Source organism: Nocardia arthritidis NBRC 100137 (assembly GCF_001612765.1).
Taxonomy (GTDB): domain Bacteria; phylum Actinomycetota; class Actinomycetes; order Mycobacteriales; family Mycobacteriaceae; genus Nocardia; species Nocardia arthritidis.
Genome location: NZ_BDBB01000006.1, coordinates 1 through 17592, shown reverse-complemented (window position 1 = coordinate 17592; position 17592 = coordinate 1). Strand labels below are relative to the sequence as shown.

Sequence of the window (17592 nt, the reverse complement as noted above, 5' to 3'; positions counted from 1 at the left end):
AACCTGACATTGATGTTAGGTCAAGGAGTGAAGGTGCGGATCGGTGAACTGGCCGAGCGGACCGGCGTGAGCGTCCGGTCGCTGCGGTACTACGAGGCAAGAGGTCTGCTGGCCGCGCGGCGGTCGTCGGGCGGGCAGCGGGAGTATCCGGAGGCGGCGGTCGACCGGGTGCGGCGCATCCAGGAGATGTTCGCCGCGGGCCTGCACAGCGACACCATCGGCGAACTGCTGCCGTGCATCCACGACGTCGACGGCACACCCAATGCCACGGCGACGCCGTTCCTGGTGGAGAAGCTCACCGAGGAACGCACCAGAATCGATCAGGCGATGCGCGATCTACGCCGGACGAGCGACGTGCTCGACGGCATCATCCGTGCGGCGGGTGGCGAGGCCGCCGGACAGTAGGGTGGACGCCATGGCTCTCGACAGCGGAACGATCTCCGAACCCGGTAGCGGCGCGGTGGCGCCGCCGGTCGCCGAGACGGTGCCCACCCGGCGGGTGCACCACGGCGACGTGTTCGTCGACGAGTACGAGTGGCTGCGGGACAAGGAGAATCCCGACGTCATCGCCTACCTGGAGGCGGAGAACGCCTACACCGAGGCACACACCGAGCACCTGAGCACGTTGCGCGAGACGATCTTCGACGAGATCAAGGCGCGCACCCAGGAGACCGACCTCTCGGTGCCGACCAGGCTGGGTGACTACTGGTACTACTCGCGCAGCTTCGAGGGCAAGCAGTACGGCGTGCACTGCCGGTGCCCGATCGCCGCGGACGCCGAAGGCATCGACGAGTGGACCCCGCCTCAGCTGAGCGCGGAGACCGAGGTCCCGGGCGAAGAGGTGCTGCTCGACAGCAACGAGCTGGCCGAAGGGTACGACTTTTTCGCCCTCGGCGCGTTCTCGATCAGCCATGACGGCACGCTGCTGGCCTACTCGGTGGACCACGTCGGTGACGAGCGGTACGTTCTGCGCTTCAAGGATCTGCGCACCGGCGAGCTGCTCGGTGACGAGATCGCGGGCACCGCTCCGGGTGCGACCTGGTCGCTGGACGGCAGCCACGTCTTCTATCAGACCGTCGATGAGTCCTGGCGGCCCGACACGGTGTGGCGGCACCGGCTCGGCAGCACCGATGCCGACGTCAAGGTGTTCCACGAGCCCGACGAGCGCTATTGGGTGAGCATCGGCGCCAGCCGCTCGGAGAAATACCTGATGATCTGGGTCGGTTCCAAGATCACCAGCGAGGGCTGGGTGCTGGAGTCCGACGACCCCGAGGGCGAGTTCCGCGTGCTGCTGCCGCGCCGCGAGGGTGTGGAGTACTCCGCCGAGCACGCGGTGATCGGCGGAGAAGACCGCTTCCTGATCCTGCACAACGACGTGGTGGACGGCGTCAAGGCGGAGAACTTCGTGCTGGCCGAGGCGCCGGTCGACGACCCGTCGAACCTGACGCCGCTGATCGGGCATCGCGAGGACGTGCGGCTCGAGGACATCGACGCGTTCCGCGACCACCTGGTGCTCAGCTACCGGCGCGAGGCGCTCACCCGGATCGCGGTGTGGCCGCTGGCCGCCGAGGGTTACGGCGAGCGGCGCGAACTCGACTTCGATCTGGAACTCTTCGCGGTCGGTGTCGGCTCCAACCCGGAGTGGGCCCAGCCGACCCTGCGTATCGGACTGACCTCGTTCATCACGCCGATGCAGGTGTTCGACTACGTGCCGGCCACCGGCGAGCTGCTGTTGCGCAAGGAACAGCCCGTGCTCGGCGGCTACGACGCGAACGACTACGAACAGCACCGGCAGTGGGCGGTCGCCGAGGACGGCACCCGGATTCCGATCTCGCTGGTGCGGAAGAAGACCACCGCGGCCGACGAGCCCAAGCCGTTGCTGCTCTACGGCTACGGCTCCTACGAGGCGAGCATCGACCCGTCGTTCTCGGTCGCTCGCCTGTCGCTGCTGGATCGCGGCATGGTCTTCGCGGTCGCGCACGTTCGCGGCGGCGGCGAGATGGGCAGGCTCTGGTACGAGCACGGCAAGGCGCTCACCAAGAAGAACACCTTCACCGACTTCGTGGCCTGCGCCCGGCATCTGGTCGAGGCGGGCGTCACCGCCCCGGACCGGATGGTCGCCGACGGCGGCAGCGCGGGCGGCCTGCTGGTCGGAGCGGTGGCGAATCTGGCCCCCGAGCTGTTCGCGGGCATCCTGGCGAACGTGCCGTTCGTCGATCCGCTCACCTCCATCCTCGACCCGTCGCTGCCGCTCACCGTGATCGAGTGGGACGAGTGGGGCAACCCGCTGGCCGACAAGGACGTCTACGAGTACATGAAGTCCTACTCGCCGTATGAGAACGTCGAGGCCAAGGACTATCCGGCGATCCTGGCGATCACCAGCCTGAACGACACCCGCGTGCTCTACGTGGAGCCCGCGAAGTGGATCGCCAAGCTGCGCGCCACCGCCACCGGCGACGCGCCGCTGCTGCTGAAGACGGAGATGAGCGCGGGCCACGGCGGCGTCAGCGGGCGCTACGAGAAGTGGCGGGAAGTGGCCTTCGAACACGCCTGGCTGCTCGACACGGTCGGTCTCGCCGACGCGTAGCGCACCGGCCGATCGCCGGGCGCATTGGTGAAGGCGGCGCGCCGACCGCGGGGCGAGCGCCCGACACAGGCGTGACGGAGTGTTCGCCACCTGGTCATATAGCCTGCACGTCGCGGACACGTGCGGCTGGCACCGTGGGTACATGAACGCTGAGCTGGTCGTATCGGTCTCCGGGATCAGGGACACCACCCGGGACACGGCGATGGGATTCGCCGAGGAGATGGATCGGCGCGGCGTGCCGCTCTCGCTGCTGGTGGCTCCGCGGCTGAAGGGCGGATACCGGCTGCTCGACGACCCGGCGACGCAGGCATGGCTGCGCGGCCGCCGGGCCCGCGGCGACGCCATCGTGCTGCACGGCTACGACCAGGCGGCCACCAAGCGGCGGCGCGCCGAGTTCGCCGCGCTGCCCCGGCACGAGGCGCGATTGCGGCTGACCGCCGCGGATCGCGTGCTGGAGCAGGCCGACCTGCGTACCCGGCTGTTCGCGGCGCCGCGCTGGGATGCCTCGGCGGGCGCGCTGGCGGCGCTGCCCGAGGTCGGTTTCCGGCTGGCGCTCGGGTTGACCTCGATCATCGACCTGGAGCGCAATATGGCGCAGAAGTCCAGGGTGTACGGCCTCGGCGAGGGCTTCCGCGCCGAACCATGGTGGTGCCGCGCCTTGGTCATGGGCGCCGCGCGCACCGCCCGTCGCGGCGGCGTGTTGCGATTGGCCGTATCCGCGGTCCAGCTGACGCGTTCGGGCCCTCGCCAAGCCGTGCTCGACGCCGTCGACCTGGCATTGTTCCACGGTGCGGCGGGAACGACCTACCGGTGGGAACCCTTTCCGGCCGTTCGAGCCGCATGACTGACGCCGCGGGCGGCGGCGGGCAAGGCCCTATCGCCCGTGGCCGGTCGGGACCGCTGTCGCGCGACCGATCGGCGCCGCCGCCCGCGAATGGCGTAGCCGGGCGGCGGCGCTGTCACGATCAGGACGCAGCGATCGTCGTCTCCGGAACGGCAGCCGTCGCATCGTGGGTGAAGCCGCCGGCCTCCTCGCGCGTGAGCGAGGTCGAGAACGGCCGCCGCCGCAGCTGGCGTATGCAGCGCCCGAGATCGGCGATCAGCATGTCGGCCATGTCGACGGTGAAGCCGTGGCGCAGCACCGCGCGCATCACCGTCTCGTCGTTGCGGTCCGCGGGTAGCGGATAGGCCGGTATCAGCCAGCCCCGGGAGCGCAGCCGGTCGGACAGGTCGTAGAGGTTGAAGCCGGGATCGCCGGTCAGGCGCCAGCACACCGCCGTGATGCCACGCTGCGGATCGCCGTCGTGGATCAGCTCGAAGACTTCGAGGTCACGCACTGCCGCGGCCAAGTGCTGCGCCACCCGGTAGATCGCGGATTGCACCCGGGCGTAGCCGGCCCGTCCCAAGCGAATGAACTGGTAGTACTGCGTGATCGCCTGCCCGCCGGGCCGGGAGAAGTTCAGGTTGAAGGTGGCCATGCTGCCGCCGAGGTAGTCGACGTCGAAGATCAACTCCGCAGGCAGGTCATCGGCTTCGCGCCAGATCGCCCAGCCCGCGCCGAGCGGGGCCAGCCCGGTCTTGTGGCCGGAGGCGTTGATCGACTTCACCCTGGGCAGCCGGAAATCCCAGACCAGATCCGGTGCGGCGAAGGGGGCGAGGAAACCGCCACTGGCCGCGTCGACGTGGATCGGGATGTCCCAGCCCTTCTCGCGCTCGAGCGCGTCGAGGGCCGCGCTCGCCCCGGCGACGTCTTCGAACAGGCCGGTGTAGGTCTGACCGAAGGTCGGGACGACCATCATGGTGTTCGCGTCGCAGTACTCGGCGAGGTCGTCGGGATGCATGGTGAGCCGATCGCCGCGCAGCGGGATCTGCCGGATCTCGACGTCGAAGTACCGCGCGAATTTCTCCCAGCACACCTGGACGGGGCCACAGACGAAGTTCGGCGTCCCGGTGCCGCCACCCTTGCGCCAGCGGAACTTCGCCGCGAGCCCGCCGAGCATGGCCGCCTCGCTGGAGCCGATGGTCGAGGTGCCGTGCGTGCCGGCCGGGTCGGGCGCGTGCCACAGATCGGCGACCATCCGCACGGCCCGGCGCTCCAACTCGGCCGTCTGCGGGTACTCGTCCTTGTCGACGATGTTCTTGTCCAGGCATTCGGACATCAGCCTGCGCGCCTGGTCCTCCACCCAGGTGGTGCAGAACGTGGCCAAGTTCATCCTCGAGACGCCGTCGAGCATCAGTTCGTCGTGCACGATCTCGTAGGCGACCTGCGGGAACATCTCGTGCGGGGGAAATCCGGCTCGCGGTGCGGACCGGCTGAGCCCCGGCAGGGCGAACAGGTCATCAGCTGCTTCGGACATGCGGGCCTCCCGGTCGACAGGGTGCGGGTGTGCCTCATCTCTCGCGGAGGATGCCCTGCGATAGCTGACATCTTCCCCCGCTCACCTTGACACACCGCGGGCGTGCTCCGGACGTACTTCGCCTTCTCTTCGGAGACGTCTTGTGCGCGCACACCCGCCCAGCTGTGCGAACTTCACTCGGAAGTCAGGGGGTTAGGGTTGGGGGATGACAGACGATGTGCGTGTCACGGCGTTGCGCAGCGCGGTGGCGGAGCTGATGGACCAGGCGAAAACCGATCTGGCTCAGCTCGTTTCGTTCAAGTCGGTAGCCGATCCGCGGCAGTACCCTCCCGAGGAGTGCGACGCGGCGGCGCAGTGGGTGGCCGACGCGTTCGCCGCAGCGGGGCTCACCGCCGTCGGCCTGCACGAAACGCCGGACGGCACCAAGGCGGTCGTCGCCTCGCGGCCCGCTCCCGAGGGCGCGCCGACGGTGTTGCTCTACTGTCACTACGACGTCCAGCCGCCGATGGACGAGGCCGCATGGCGCACCCCGCCGTGGGAGCTGACCGAGCGCGACGGGCGCTGGTACGGGCGCGGCAGCGCCGACTGCAAGGGCAACATCGTCATGCACCTGACGGCTCTGCGCGCGCTCGGGCCGGATCTGCCGGTGGGGGTCATCGTGGTGGCGGAAGGCTCCGAGGAACAGAGCACCGGGGGACTGGAGCGGTTCGTCGAAGCCGAGCCGGAACTGCTGCGCGCGGACGCGATCGTGGTCGGCGACTGCGGTAACTTCGCCGCGGGTGTGCCGACCCTGACGCAGACGCTGCGCGGCGGAGTGAACGTGGTGGTCACCGTCGAAACACTCGCCGGCCCCTTGCATTCCGGCATGTTCGGCGGCCCGGCTCCCGACGCGCTTGCCGCGCTGATCCATCTGCTTGCCTCGCTGCGCGACGAACGGGGCAACACCACCGTCGACGGGTTGCCGAACGATCAGGTCTGGCCGGGCGTCCAATATCCGAGCGAGCAGTTCCACGCCGACGCGCGCGTCCTGCGCGATGTCGAACTCGTCGGCGACGGCACCGTCGCCGACATGCTCTGGGCGCGGCCGGCGCTGACGGTGCTCGGCATCGACGCCCCTCCGGTGGTGGGCTCCGCCGCCGCCATCCCGGCGATCGCGCGCGCCCGGCTGAACCTGCGCATTCCGCCGGGCACCGACCCGGATCAGGCGCACCGGGCGCTCGTCGCGCACCTCGAGGCGCACACGCCGTGGCGCGCCGAGCTGACCGTCGAGCTGGAAGGCACCGGAGCACCGTTCCGGTCCCCGACCGGCGGACCGGCGCGCGCCGCGATGGAAGCGGCGCTCGCCGCGTCCTACGGTCGTCCGGCGACCACCCAGGGGCAGGGCGGCTCGATCCCGCTGTGCAATGTCTTCGCCACCACCTACCCGGACGCGGAGATCATGCTGCTGGGGGTCGAGGAACCGAAAGCCCTGATCCACGCGCCCAACGAGAGCGTGGATCCGAAGGAGATCGAGCACATGGCCCTGGCCGAGGCGATCTTTCTCGCGACCTACGCCGGATAGCGCTACAGGTCGGTGTCGTTCTCCGGGTCGAGCACCCGGAATTCGGTTCCGGCGGGAGCCATTTCGGACAGCCTGCCGAAGTAGATGCCCTGCGCCTCCTCGCGGATGATGCCGTAGTGGATGGGCAGCGCGACGCGCGGAGCGACCGCGCGCAGGTAGTCGACGGCTTCGCTGATCCGCATCCACGGCGCCGCGGCGGGCGCGGCCAGCACGCCGACCGGGACCGGCGGCACCCACAGTGAGTCGCCGGGGTGCACGAGCTGTGCCGGGTCGTCGGCGGTGCCCAGTTGGAAGACGGTGTTGTCGATCACGGGGATCTCCGGATGGATCACGGCGTGCCTGCCCCCGCCGCCGGTGATCCGGAGATCGCCGACGGTGAGCACGTTGCCCGCGTGCACCGCCTCCCACCGCTCGCCGCGCTGCTCGGCGGTCTGCGGATCCGACAGCAACCGTGCGCCGGGGTTCGCCTCGACCAGCGCTTCGATCCGGTTCGGGTCGATGTGGTCGGGATGCTGGTGGGTGACCGCGATCGCGTCCAGGCCGGTGAGGCCCTCGAAGCCGTGCGAGAACGTGCCCGGATCGAACAGGATCTTCTTGCCGTGCAGCTCGACGAGGAGACAGGAGTGGCCGAAGTGGGCTATGCGCATGCCGCCATGCTAGCCACGCCGGGTGTGTTCTCCACGACATCGCGGGTGTCTCGGCGCACCCCGCGGATGCCGCGCTCGACCAGCACAACTACGCTGCTGAGGTAACCCCCCAACCACATGAGGAGCAACGCGTGGCACGAGTCGTGGTCGAGGTGATGCCGAAGGCCGAGATCCTGGATCCGCAGGGGCAGGCCATCGTCGGCGCACTCCCGCGCCTGGGATTCGAGGGCATCTCGGACGTGCGCCAGGGCAAGCGATTCGAACTCGACGTCGATGACAGCATCGATGACGCGGCACTCGAGCAGATCGCCGAATCGCTGTTGTGCAACACCGTGATCGAGGAGTGGAAGGTGGTTCGCCTCTCATGACCGCGCGCATCGGGGTCATCACCTTTCCCGGCACGCTCGATGACGTGGACGCGGCACGGGCGGTGCGCCTGGCCGGCGCCGAGGCGGTCAGCCTGTGGCATGCCGACGCCGACCTCAAGAGCGTCGACGCGGTGATCGTGCCCGGCGGCTTCTCCTACGGCGACTACCTGCGCGCAGGCGCCATCGCCCGGTTCGCGCCCGTCATGGGTGAGGTCGTGCGCGCCGCGGGCGCCGGACTGCCGGTGCTGGGCATCTGCAACGGCTTCCAGGTGCTGTGCGAGGCCGGGTTGCTGCCCGGCGCGCTGACCCGCAACGAAGGGCTGCACTTCATCTGCCGCGACGAGTGGCTGACGGTGGAGTCGGTGTCGACGGCGTGGACCTCCCGCTTCGAGCCGGGCGCTCAGATCCTCGTCCCGCTCAAGTCCGGCGAGGGGCGTTACCAGGCATCGGAAGCGGTGCTGGACCAGCTCGAGGGCGAGGGTCGGGTGGTCTTCCGCTACGCGAGCGGCAACCCGAACGGCTCGCAGCGCGGCATCGCGGGCATCGCCTCGGCGAACGGTCGCGTCGTCGGCTTGATGCCGCACCCCGAACACGCCACCGAGCCACTGACCGGTCCCAGTGACGACGGTCTCGGCCTGTTCCTTTCGGTACTGGACTCGCTGGTAGGGGTGTAGTCCTCCAGCATTCGTATTCGTCTTCCGCTGGTGCGGGCGACGATCTCGAAGTCGACCCGATCCGCGCGGGCGATATATCCGCGCTGGATCGGCTGGTCGCCTCGGAAACCCGGACGCCGCAAAAGCTTTCGAGAATCAGGCCCTGGTCGAGGGCGTCGAGTATCTCGGGCACTTCCAGCGATCCGGCCGTCCGGTCCAGCGCGCCCGGTGTGTGGACGGCTTCGTAGGTGGGGTTGCCGAAGCTGGTGAGCGCCGGCGCGAACGCGCCGTACCGCGCGCGGTAGCGGGTCATCCGGTCCCGCCCCTCGGGTGTGCGGTCGTCCAGGAAGAAGCTGGACGCCACGAAGAAGCCGTGGTCGGCATCCGGTGACGCGTGCATCATGCCGGGGGACGGCGGCGCGGAGACCTCGCCCGGCGTCCGCCTCGTAGATATTCGTAGTACGAATTTCGCGCCCGGAATTCCCGCACTCCGGTTGGTTTCATCGGCCGCGACGGATATCGCCGCGTCGCAGGACTACGCGTTGATACCGCCCGGTCCCTGCCGCGGAACTATGTCGAGGACCTTGATCGTCCCGTCAGGGCTCTCGAACGAGGTCGACATTCGGTACTCTTCTTCTCGTTCGAGCGAAATTCACGGCAGGCAGGAAATAATGACGTCCATTGTGAGCGGAAATTCGACGCTACATGGCGCGCTGCGTGCCGCGGAGCGTGGTTGGGTGCGGCATCTGGACGCGGCGTTGTGCGCCAGGCAGCTCTCGCCGGATCAGTGGTCGATGTTGTCGAATCTGTGCGGCGACGCGGGGATCACCATGACCGAACTGGCGGCCAGGTCGCAGCTGGCGCCGTCCTCGGCCACCAGGCACGCCGACTACCTGGCCGAGCGCGGGCTGATCTTCCGGCTCGCCGCGCAGGACGATCGCCGCCGCATCTTGATCGGCCTCAGCAGACTCGGCGCCGACCTGGTCGCCGAGGTGCGCGCGGAGGAGGCGCGTGCCGAACAAGAGTTGCGCGGGCGCATCGGCGCGCGCCGATATACCGAACTCATGCGATTGCTCGACCTGGTTTCCATCGCCTCAGAGTAATACTCCGAAGTACCGGCATTCATCCGATGAATGCCGTGAATGCCCGTTTCGTGATCGGATACCGGCCCATTCTTGCCCTTATGTTCCGGGGCGAATCGACTTGTGCCGAGTGGTGATCTCAGCGGGCCGATTCCTCGCGATTACCGCGTCGGCCACGTCGTTTTCGACCGAGTATTCGCCACGCCCGCCGATCGACCGGGAGACACCGGCCACGGCCCGCTTGCCTAGGATCGCAGGCATGCCCGTCTCCACCACCGCAGCCACCGCCGCCGGGCTGTGCGCGTTCATCGATGCGTCCCCGTCGCCGTTCCACGTCTGCCGCACGGTCGCCGCGGAATTGGACGCGCGGGGGTTCACCCGGCTCGCCGAGTCGCAGACCTGGCCGTCGGACGGCACGGGCAGGCACTACGTGGTGCGCGGTGGGTCGCTGGTGGCCTGGGCCGCCGGGGACGCGGCGGGCGCGACCCCGTTCCGTGTGGTCGGGGCGCACACCGACAGCCCGAACCTGCGCGTCAAGCAGCATCCCGACCTGACCTCGGCGGGCTGGCAGCTCGTGGGGCTGGAACCATACGGCGGTGCGTGGCTGAACTCGTGGCTGGATCGCGAGCTCGGCGTCTCCGGGCGGTTGAGCGTGCGCGACGGAAACACGGTGGGCGAGCGGCTGGTTCGCATCGATGAGCCGATCCTGCGGGTGCCGCAGCTGGCCATTCACCTGTCCGAGGACCGCAGGGGCGTCACGCTGGACCCGCAGCGGCACGTCAACGCGGTGTGGGGCGCGGGGTACGAGGCGGCATCGTTCATCGATTTCGTGGCCGATCGGGTGGAGGTCGATCCCGAGGACGTGCTCGGCTGGGAGCTGATGACCCACGACCTGACACCGAGCAGGCTGATCGGGCGGGACCAGGACTTGGTCAGCGCGCCCCGCCTGGACAACCAGGGCACCTGTTTCGCGGGCCTGCAAGCGTTCCTCGCCGCGATCGATGCGCCGGGGGCCGCGATCCCGGTGCTGGCCATGTTCGACCACGAGGAGGTCGGCAGTCAGTCCGACCGCGGCGCGCAGTCGGATCTGCTGCCCACGGTGCTGGAACGCATCGTGCTCGCGCGCGGCGGCGGCCGCGCCGATTACCTTGCCGCGCTGGCGGGTTCGGTCTGTGCGTCCGGCGACATGGCGCACGCGACGCACCCGAACTATCCGGAGCGCCACGAGCCGGCGCACCGCATCGAGGTCAACGGCGGGCCGGTGCTGAAGGTCAACCAGAACCTGCGCTACGCCACCGACGCCACCGGCGCGGGAGCGTTCGCCCTGGCCTGCGCGCAGGCCGCGGTCCCGTTGCAGCGCTATGTGCATCGCGCCGACCTGCCGTGCGGCTCCACGATCGGGCCGATGACCGCGGCGCGCACCGGTATGCCGACCGTCGACGTGGGCGCGCCGCAACTGGCGATGCATTCCGCGCGCGAGCTGATGGGCGTGTTCGACGTCCCGGCCTACGCCGCGGCGCTGGCCGCCTTCCTCACGCCGGAGGCCATCGGGCGGTAGGTGAACACCGCGACGAGGAACACCGCGAACGTGGCCAGCACGTAACTGCTTCCGATGATCTGCTGCCACCAGGCCCACTCCAGCTCGCGGTCGCGCGAGTGCGGCAGCAGCCAGTGCGGGCCGATCAGGAACAGCACGGCGCCCGCCGCGACCACGCCGATCACCCGCGGGCTGCGCGTGCCGCGCACCATGAGGTCGGCGGTGAGCACCATCGCGGGCGCGATCCACACCCAGTGATGCGACCAGGACACCGGCGAGACCAGCAGCACCGCCGCGGCGTTCACCAGTAGCGCCGCCGCTGTCGCGCCCGCTTCGAGCAGCCTGCGCATCCACACCGCGGCCAGCGCCACCGCCAGCACCGACAGCGTGATCCACAGCAGAGTGGCCGCCGTGTCGTCGATGCCCAACCGGAAGGCCATGCCCTTGATGGACTGGTTACCCGCGAAGTAGGGCGGTCCGATCCGGCCGGTGTCGGCGAGGGTGTGGAACCAGTAGTCCAAGGAATCATCAGGGAACAGCAGGAATCCGAGACCGACCGCCGCGATCGCGGACACCACCAGCGTGCCCGCGGCCTTCCAATCCTTACGCAGCACGAAGTACAGCAGGTACCCGGCCGGGATCAGTTTCACCGACACCGCGATGCCGATCAGCATGCCGCGCGGCCACAACGGCTTGCGCGCCAGACAGTCCAGGGTGATCGCGGCCATCAGCACGAGGTTGATCTGGCCGAAGCCGAAGGTCTGGCGGACCGGTTCGAAGAACTGCGCCACCGCGACCGCGCCGACGACCAGGGCGAGCACGGCCGGACGGGACAGTTCGGGACGCAGCCGAGCCAGCACCAGCCACAGCGAGATGGCCAGGGCGGCTACGGAGGTGACGACCACCACCACCTCGGCGACCACCAACGGCATCAGCGCCAGCGGCGCGAAGAACAACGCGGCCAAGGGCGGATAGGTGAACGGCAGCCCGATCCCCTCGACCGGTGGCATCGGGCCGTACAGATCGCCGCCGTCCAGCCAGACTCGGGCGCCGTTGCGATAGACCTGCAGGTCGATGTAACCGTGCCACCAGTGCGCCAGCAGCGAGACGAGCACCGACACCGCGAACAACGTGGCAGCAGCAATCAGCCAGCGCACTTGCGGTGTCCCGGGGTTCGGCGACGCGTCACCGGGCGCGGCCCCCGATTCCCCGCTCCGGGCCGACGCGGCGTCCGAGGCGATCGATCGCTCACCCGGATTCGCGACCCCCGATCCTTCGTTCACCGGCTCAGACTAGCCGGTGCGTATGGCCCGTACCCACTGCCTCTAGACTTACACCGAGGCATCTCGCCGCCCACCAGTGACAACGCTCGTCGCTTCACAATGCCCGGCCGAAAGGACCCTGGTACTCCGTGACTCCGCAGGTCGACACCGTCAGCGCAGCCGCAGCAAACCCCGACGTGCCGCAACCCTACAAAGAACTCGGGCTCAAAGACGACGAGTACGCCCGGATCAAGGAGATCCTCGGCCGCAGGCCGACGGACGCCGAACTGGCGATGTACTCGGTGATGTGGAGCGAACACTGCTCCTACAAGTCCTCGAAGGTGCATCTGCGCTACTTCGGCCAGACCACCACCGACGAGATGCGCGAGTCCATGCTCGCGGGCATCGGTGAGAACGCGGGCGTCGTCGACGTCGGCGACGGCTGGGCGGTCACCTTCAAGGTGGAAAGTCACAACCACCCCTCCTACGTCGAGCCGTACCAGGGTGCGGCCACCGGCGTCGGCGGCATCGTGCGCGACATCATGGCGATGGGCGCGCGCCCGATCGCGGTAATGGACCAGCTGCGCTTCGGCGCCGCGGACGCGGCCGACACCCGCCGCGTGGTGGACGGCGTGGTGCGCGGCGTCGGCGGATACGGCAACTCGCTCGGCCTGCCGAACGTCGGCGGCGAGACCGTGTTCGACGCCTCCTATCAGGGCAACCCGCTGGTGAACGCGCTGTGCGCCGGGGTGATGCGGGTCGAGGACCTGCACCTGGCCTTCGCCTCCGGCGCGGGCAACAAGATCGTGCTGTTCGGCGCACGCACCGGCCTGGACGGCATCGGCGGCGTCTCGGTGCTGGCCTCGGACACCTTCTCCGGTGACGAGTCCGGCTCCGGCCGCAAGAAGCTGCCCTCGGTGCAGGTCGGCGACCCGTTCACCGAGAAGGTGCTCATCGAGTGCTGTCTCGAGCTGTACGCGGCGAAGCTGGTGGTCGGCATCCAGGACCTCGGCGGCGCCGGGTTGTCCTGCGCCACTTCCGAGCTCGCGGCGGCCGGTGACGGCGGCATGCACATCGAGCTGGACAAGGTGCCGCTGCGCGCGACCGGCATGACGCCCGCCGAGGTGCTCTCCAGCGAGTCGCAGGAGCGCATGTGCGCGGTCGTCACCCCGGAGAGCGTGGACGCGTTCATGGCCGTGTGCCGCAAGTGGGACGTGCTGGCCACGGTGATCGGCGAGGTCACCGACGGTGACCGGCTGGTGGTCACCTGGCACGGCGACACCGTGGTGGACGTGCCGCCGCGCACCGTCGCGCACGAGGGCCCGGTCTACGAGCGCCCGCTCGCGCGGCCCGACGAGCAGGACGCGCTGATCGCCGACACCCCGGACCGGCTCGCCCGGCCGCAGACCGCCGACGAACTGCGCGCCACGCTGCTGCGGATGATCTCCAGCCCGCAGCTGTGCAGCCGTAAATGGATCACCGAGCAATACGACCGCTATGTGCGCGGCAACACCGTGCTCGCCGACCAGGCCGACGCGGGCGTCATCCGGATCGATGAGCAGACCGGCCGCGGCATCGCGCTGGCCACCGACGCCTCCGGCCGCTACACCAAGCTGGACCCCTACGCCGGTGCGCAGCTGGCGCTGGCCGAGGCCTATCGCAACGTGGCCACCACCGGCGCGACGCCGAAGGCGGTTACCAACTGCCTGAACTTCGGTTCCCCGGAGGACCCCGGCGTGATGTGGCAGTTCCAGCAGGCGGTGCGCGGCTTGGCGGACGGCTGCGTGGCGCTCGGCATCCCGGTCACCGGCGGCAACGTCAGCTTCTACAACCAGACCGGCCAGACCGCGATCCTGCCGACCCCGGTGGTCGGCGTGCTCGGCGTGATCGACGACGTGCACCGTCGCATCCCGACCGGCCTCGGGCTGGAGCCGGGCGAGACGCTGATCCTGCTCGGCGAGACCCGCGACGAGTTCGGCGGGTCGATCTGGTCCCAGGTGGAGCACGAGCATCTGGGCGGCGTACCGCCGAAGGTCGACTTCGCCCGCGAGCAACTGCTCGCCGAGGTGCTGACCGCCGGTTCCCGCGACGGCATGATCAGCGCCGCGCACGACCTCTCCGAGGGCGGTCTCGCCCAGGCCGTCGTCGAAGCCGTGCTCGCCGGTGAAACCGGTTGCCGCATCCTGCTTCCCGAGGGCGAGGACCCGTTCGTCACGCTGTTCTCCGAGTCGGCGGGGCGCGTGCTGGTCGCCGTTCCGCGCTCGGAGGAGACCAGGTTCACCCGGATGTGCACCGCGCGCGAATTGCCGTGGGTGCGTATCGGCGTGGTCGACCAGGGCTCGGATTCGCTCGAGGTGCAGGGCCAGTTCTCGATCACCATGGACGAGTTGCGGACCGCGCACGAGGGCACGCTGCCGAAGCTGTTCGGCGCGGGCGCCGTCTGACGAAACGCCCACCTGGGCGGGCCTGAACCCCTCGTTACCGGGCCCGCCCAGGTGCGCGTGCTCAGGCGACGGAATTGAACGGATCGTGCTCGGAGAGCAGCTTCTCCATCCGCGCCTGATCGATGCGACCGTTTATGGTCGCCGCCTCGTGCTGGTCGCGGACCACCTTCGCCAGCGTGAAGGTGCTCGTGACCAGGAAGAGCATGGACATCCCCAGGAATCCGCGCTGCCAGACATCCATTGGCAGCGCGTAGATGCCGATGCCGATTCCGACGAAGCTGATGCCGAAGGCGAGCGAGGCCTGCGCGACGTATGCGGCGCTGGCTTTCGTCCGCGTGGTCGTTGTGCTCATGGATAAGAGTTTCCGGACGGCGCGGCCCGAGCACCCCTGTACAACTACTCGAGCGGAATGGGTAGTTGCCATTCGGAAAAGCCGTCCGTTCACGGGACCGCAGGCGGTGTGATCGGCGCCCCGGGCGACCGCGTCGCGGTGGGCGACGCGCCGGACCGTCGGTGCCGACCGCCATACTGATCGAATGCTGGAGACCGCCGGGACCATGCGAAAGCTGCGTACGCGCGCGGTCGCGATGACCCGGCACGCCGAGGACGTCATCGATCTCAACTACGTCGGCCTGGTCGTGGCCACCGTGTTCTTCGCACTGTCGGTGACGCCGTCGCTGCTGCCGCGCGACTGGCTGTTCCAGGGGTTGATCAGCGGGATCAACGCCGCCATCGGCTACGGCGCCGGCTGTTTGCTGGAGTGGCTGTTCCGGCTGTGGGTGCGGCCCCGGTTGAAGATCGCGCCGCCGCCGACGTGGGCGCGTTACGCGATCAAGTCCGCCGTACTGCTCACCGCCGCGTTGAGCGCCGCGCTGATGCTGATCCAGTCGGCGCGGTGGCAGCGTGAGATCACGGCACTGATGGGCATGGAAGGCACCACCACCCCCGCCTACCTGCGCACCGGTCTGCTCAGCCTGGCGGTCGGCGTCGCGGCCGTCGCGGCCTATCGGACGCTGCGGGAGATCATCCTGTTCCTGGCCCGCCTGCTCAATCGGTGGGTGCGAATCCCACGCGAACTCGCCCCCGCCGCCGGGTTCCTGGTGCTGGTGGTGCTGGCGGTGACGATCTTCAACGGTGTGGCCACCCAGGCGTTCTTCGCGGTGGCCAACTCGGCCTTCAGCGTGCAGAACGACCACACCTCGGTGAACGCGGTGCAGCCGCAGCAGCCGGAACGCTCCGGCAGCCCGACCTCACTGGCGAAGTGGGAGACCCTCGGCTTCGAAGGGCGCTGGTTCGTCTCGCACGGCCCCACGGCGAGCCGCATCACCTCGGTCACCGGCCGTCCGGCCAAGGAACCCATCCGGGCCTACGTCGGCTTGGAGTCGGGCGAAGGCGACCAGGAACCGGCCGAGCTGGCGGTGGCGGAACTGGAGCGAACCGGAGCGTTCGACCGGAAAGCGCTCGTCGTGGTCACCACCACCGGGACCGGGTGGGTGAACTCGCTGGCCGCCGGTGCGATCGAGTACATGTACGACGGCGACACCGCGATCGTCGCCACGCAGTACTCGTATCTGCCCAGCGTGCTGTCGTTCCTGGCCGACCGCACCAAGGCCGCCGCCGCGGGCAGGGACTTGTTCGACGCGGTGTACGAGCACTGGACCGCGCGGCCGCCACAGGTTCGCCCCAAGCTGCTGGTGTACGGGGAGAGCCTGGGTTCGCAGGGGTCCGAGGCGGCGTTCGACGGTCTGGCCGATCTGCGGGCCAAGGTCGACGGTGCCCTGTGGGTCGGCCCGCCCAATTCCAACCGCCTGTGGCAGCAGTTCGTCGCCCGCCGTGATCCCGGTTCCCGGGAGGTCCAGCCGCTGTACGCGGACGGGTTGGTGGTCCGGTTCGCCAGCGACAGCGTCGACCTGGCACGGCCCTCGACGGAGTGGCGGCCGCCGCGCATCGCGTATCTGCAGCACGCGTCCGACCCGATCGTCTGGTGGTCGCCGGATCTGATCTTCTCGCGCCCGGATTGGCTGTCCGAGCCGCGCGGCTCGGACGTCTCCTCCCAGATGCGCTGGTGGCCGTTCGTCACTTTCTGGCAGGTGGCCGCCGACCTCACCAACGCCCAAGGCGTCACCGACGGGCACGGACACCGCTACGGCAGCCTGGTGCTGGACGGCTGGGCGGCCATCGCCGCGCCGCCGGACTGGACCGCGGAGCGTTCCGAACGGATCCGGTCCGAAGTCGAGGCCGCGGAGGATTACGAGCGGACGACCAAGTGAGAGGAAGGCGTGCCGCGAGAACCATCGCGGCCGTGGCATTTCCGTTGATCTGGAGCAACGTGGTCCTGCCCCGCCTCGGTCTCGGCATACGTGGGCGTACCGCGGCCAACGCCGGTTTCGCCACCGCGTACGCACTCGCGTCGCGCGCCGAGCCGGGCCGTGGCTCGTGGCGTGACGTGCGCTGTGGGCTGCTCGCCACCTCGGGCGTCGTGGTCGGTTACGGTGCGGCCCTTGCCGTTCCATCGCTGCGATGGCGATTGGCCGAACTCGCCGAACGTGGGCCGGACGTGTCGACGGCGGAGTGGGCGGCCGTGCACATCCCCCTCGGGACCGTCTACAGCGAGGAACTGGTTTTCCGCGGCACGCTGGATCCCCTGCTGGACCACGTCTTCGGCCCGCGCACGGGTGCGTTGCTCGGCGCGGCGACCTTCGGGCTCTGGCACATCGCTCCCGCGCGGGCCGTGGGCGACAGCGTCCCCGCCACCGTGGCCGTCACCGCGGCGGGCGGCCTCGTGTTCGGTCGGCTGCGCCGCCGCACCGCGGGCACCGTCGCCCCGGCGCTGTTGCATCTCGCCATGAACGCGGGCGGGGCGATCGCACCGTGCTTGGCCCGCCGCATCGACGCTTCCTCGCGCGGATCCCGGCCGGCGTAGTACGGCTTGGGGACAACTGTGGACGAATTCGGGAAGTAGGGTCGCGAAGGTGGCAGGACGAGGGACGGTCGGCCCGGCGCAGACGAGGGCGGCGGTGGCGGTGGTGAGCGAGTGGTTGCGTGACGAGTCGGTCGGCGCGCCCGCGCGCGCCGACCTCGCGGCGGCGGTGCG

General features: G+C 69.5%; 15 protein-coding genes. 11 read left to right on the top strand and 4 right to left on the bottom strand.

All coding sequences use genetic code 11. The annotated features are described in order from the left end of the window. The first annotated feature begins 33 nt into the window (after nt 1-33). From NA8_RS05515 to NA8_RS05505, 3 genes are all read left to right on the top strand, one after another. Entirely contained in the window at nt 34-405 is a 372-nt protein-coding gene (locus NA8_RS05515) for a MerR family transcriptional regulator (RefSeq protein ID WP_063049441.1), read from the top strand. Between the two features lie 10 nt (nt 406-415). After that, nucleotides 416-2587, top strand: coding sequence for a S9 family peptidase (locus NA8_RS05510; protein WP_063049440.1), 2172 nt, complete (start codon nt 416-418; stop codon nt 2585-2587). 142 nt (nt 2588-2729) lie between these two features. Beyond that, nucleotides 2730-3431: a DUF2334 domain-containing protein gene (locus NA8_RS05505; protein ID WP_063049439.1), complete on the top strand. Its 702-nt coding sequence runs from the start codon at nt 2730-2732 to the stop codon at nt 3429-3431. A gap of 121 nt (nt 3432-3552) precedes the next feature. Here the strand turns inward: NA8_RS05505 and gad are convergent, their stop codons facing one another. Further along, nucleotides 3553-4944 carry a glutamate decarboxylase gene (gene gad, locus NA8_RS05500; protein WP_063049277.1) on the bottom strand — a complete coding sequence of 464 codons (1392 nt, stop codon included), beginning with the start codon at nt 4942-4944 and terminating at the stop codon, nt 3553-3555. 205 nt (nt 4945-5149) lie between these two features. On the opposite strand from gad, the gene NA8_RS05495 reads away from it, so the two are divergent. Continuing rightward, a complete protein-coding gene (locus NA8_RS05495) occupies nt 5150-6505 on the top strand; it encodes a dipeptidase (protein ID WP_063049276.1) in 1356 nt (451 codons plus the stop codon). 2 nt (nt 6506-6507) lie between these two features. Here the strand turns inward: NA8_RS05495 and NA8_RS05490 are convergent, their stop codons facing one another. After that, nucleotides 6508-7152 carry an MBL fold metallo-hydrolase gene (locus tag NA8_RS05490; RefSeq protein ID WP_063049275.1) on the bottom strand — a complete coding sequence of 215 codons (645 nt, stop codon included), beginning with the start codon at nt 7150-7152 and terminating at the stop codon, nt 6508-6510. A 131-nt stretch (nt 7153-7283) separates the two neighbouring features. On the opposite strand from NA8_RS05490, the gene purS reads away from it, so the two are divergent. The 4 genes from purS to NA8_RS05470 all read left to right on the top strand — a co-directional run bounded on the left by purS (nt 7284) and on the right by NA8_RS05470 (nt 10813). Beyond that, nucleotides 7284-7520: a phosphoribosylformylglycinamidine synthase subunit PurS gene (purS, locus tag NA8_RS05485; protein ID WP_040864762.1), complete on the top strand. Its 237-nt coding sequence runs from the start codon at nt 7284-7286 to the stop codon at nt 7518-7520. Further along, entirely contained in the window at nt 7517-8194 is a 678-nt protein-coding gene (gene purQ, locus NA8_RS05480) for a phosphoribosylformylglycinamidine synthase subunit PurQ (RefSeq protein WP_063049274.1), read from the top strand. The genes purS and purQ overlap by 4 nt, the downstream gene beginning before the upstream one ends. Nucleotides 8195-8844: 650 nt before the next feature. Then, complete coding sequence (locus NA8_RS05475) at nt 8845-9276, top strand: MarR family winged helix-turn-helix transcriptional regulator (protein ID WP_063049273.1); 432 nt, start codon at nt 8845-8847, stop codon at nt 9274-9276. A 238-nt stretch (nt 9277-9514) separates the two neighbouring features. Further along, nucleotides 9515-10813, top strand: a complete 1299-nt coding sequence (locus NA8_RS05470; RefSeq protein ID WP_063049272.1) for a M18 family aminopeptidase — start codon at nt 9515-9517, stop codon at nt 10811-10813. Here NA8_RS05470 and NA8_RS05465 read toward each other — a convergent pair. Continuing rightward, nucleotides 10762-12075: a glycosyltransferase 87 family protein gene (locus tag NA8_RS05465; RefSeq protein ID WP_084466554.1), complete on the bottom strand. Its 1314-nt coding sequence runs from the start codon at nt 12073-12075 to the stop codon at nt 10762-10764. The two genes, NA8_RS05470 and NA8_RS05465, sit on opposite strands and share 52 nt — an antisense overlap. A 128-nt stretch (nt 12076-12203) precedes the next feature. On the opposite strand from NA8_RS05465, the gene purL reads away from it, so the two are divergent. Beyond that, a complete protein-coding gene (gene purL / locus NA8_RS05460) occupies nt 12204-14498 on the top strand; it encodes a phosphoribosylformylglycinamidine synthase subunit PurL (protein ID WP_063049271.1) in 2295 nt (764 codons plus the stop codon). A gap of 61 nt (nt 14499-14559) precedes the next feature. On the opposite strand, the gene NA8_RS05455 is transcribed toward purL, so the two are convergent. Further along, entirely contained in the window at nt 14560-14850 is a 291-nt protein-coding gene (locus NA8_RS05455) for a YiaA/YiaB family inner membrane protein (protein WP_063049270.1), read from the bottom strand. A 184-nt stretch (nt 14851-15034) separates the two neighbouring features. On the opposite strand from NA8_RS05455, the gene NA8_RS05450 reads away from it, so the two are divergent. After that, the gene (locus NA8_RS05450; RefSeq protein WP_063049269.1) at nt 15035-16768 is read left to right on the top strand and encodes an alpha/beta hydrolase; all 1734 of its coding nucleotides are present in this window, start codon (nt 15035-15037) and stop codon (nt 16766-16768) included. Between the two features lie 32 nt (nt 16769-16800). Next, on the top strand, nt 16801-17421 hold the full coding sequence (locus NA8_RS05445; protein WP_245663681.1) for a CPBP family intramembrane glutamic endopeptidase: 621 nt from the start codon (nt 16801-16803) through the stop codon (nt 17419-17421). Nucleotides 17422-17592: the final 171 nt, after the last annotated feature.

Coding starts and splice junctions, on each gene's coding strand:
- purQ (WP_063049274.1), top strand. CDS start 7,517: ATGACCGCGCGCATCGGGGTCATCACCTTTCCCGGCACGCTCGATGAC.
- NA8_RS05475 (WP_063049273.1), top strand. CDS start 8,845: ATGACGTCCATTGTGAGCGGAAATTCGACGCTACATGGCGCGCTGCGT.
- NA8_RS05450 (WP_063049269.1), top strand. CDS start 15,035: ATGCTGGAGACCGCCGGGACCATGCGAAAGCTGCGTACGCGCGCGGTC.
- NA8_RS05510 (WP_063049440.1), top strand. CDS start 416: ATGGCTCTCGACAGCGGAACGATCTCCGAACCCGGTAGCGGCGCGGTG.
- gad (WP_063049277.1), bottom strand. CDS start 4,944: ATGTCCGAAGCAGCTGATGACCTGTTCGCCCTGCCGGGGCTCAGCCGG.
- NA8_RS05505 (WP_063049439.1), top strand. CDS start 2,730: ATGAACGCTGAGCTGGTCGTATCGGTCTCCGGGATCAGGGACACCACC.
- NA8_RS05470 (WP_063049272.1), top strand. CDS start 9,515: ATGCCCGTCTCCACCACCGCAGCCACCGCCGCCGGGCTGTGCGCGTTC.
- NA8_RS05490 (WP_063049275.1), bottom strand. CDS start 7,152: ATGCGCATAGCCCACTTCGGCCACTCCTGTCTCCTCGTCGAGCTGCAC.
- NA8_RS05455 (WP_063049270.1), bottom strand. CDS start 14,850: ATGAGCACAACGACCACGCGGACGAAAGCCAGCGCCGCATACGTCGCG.
- NA8_RS05495 (WP_063049276.1), top strand. CDS start 5,150: ATGACAGACGATGTGCGTGTCACGGCGTTGCGCAGCGCGGTGGCGGAG.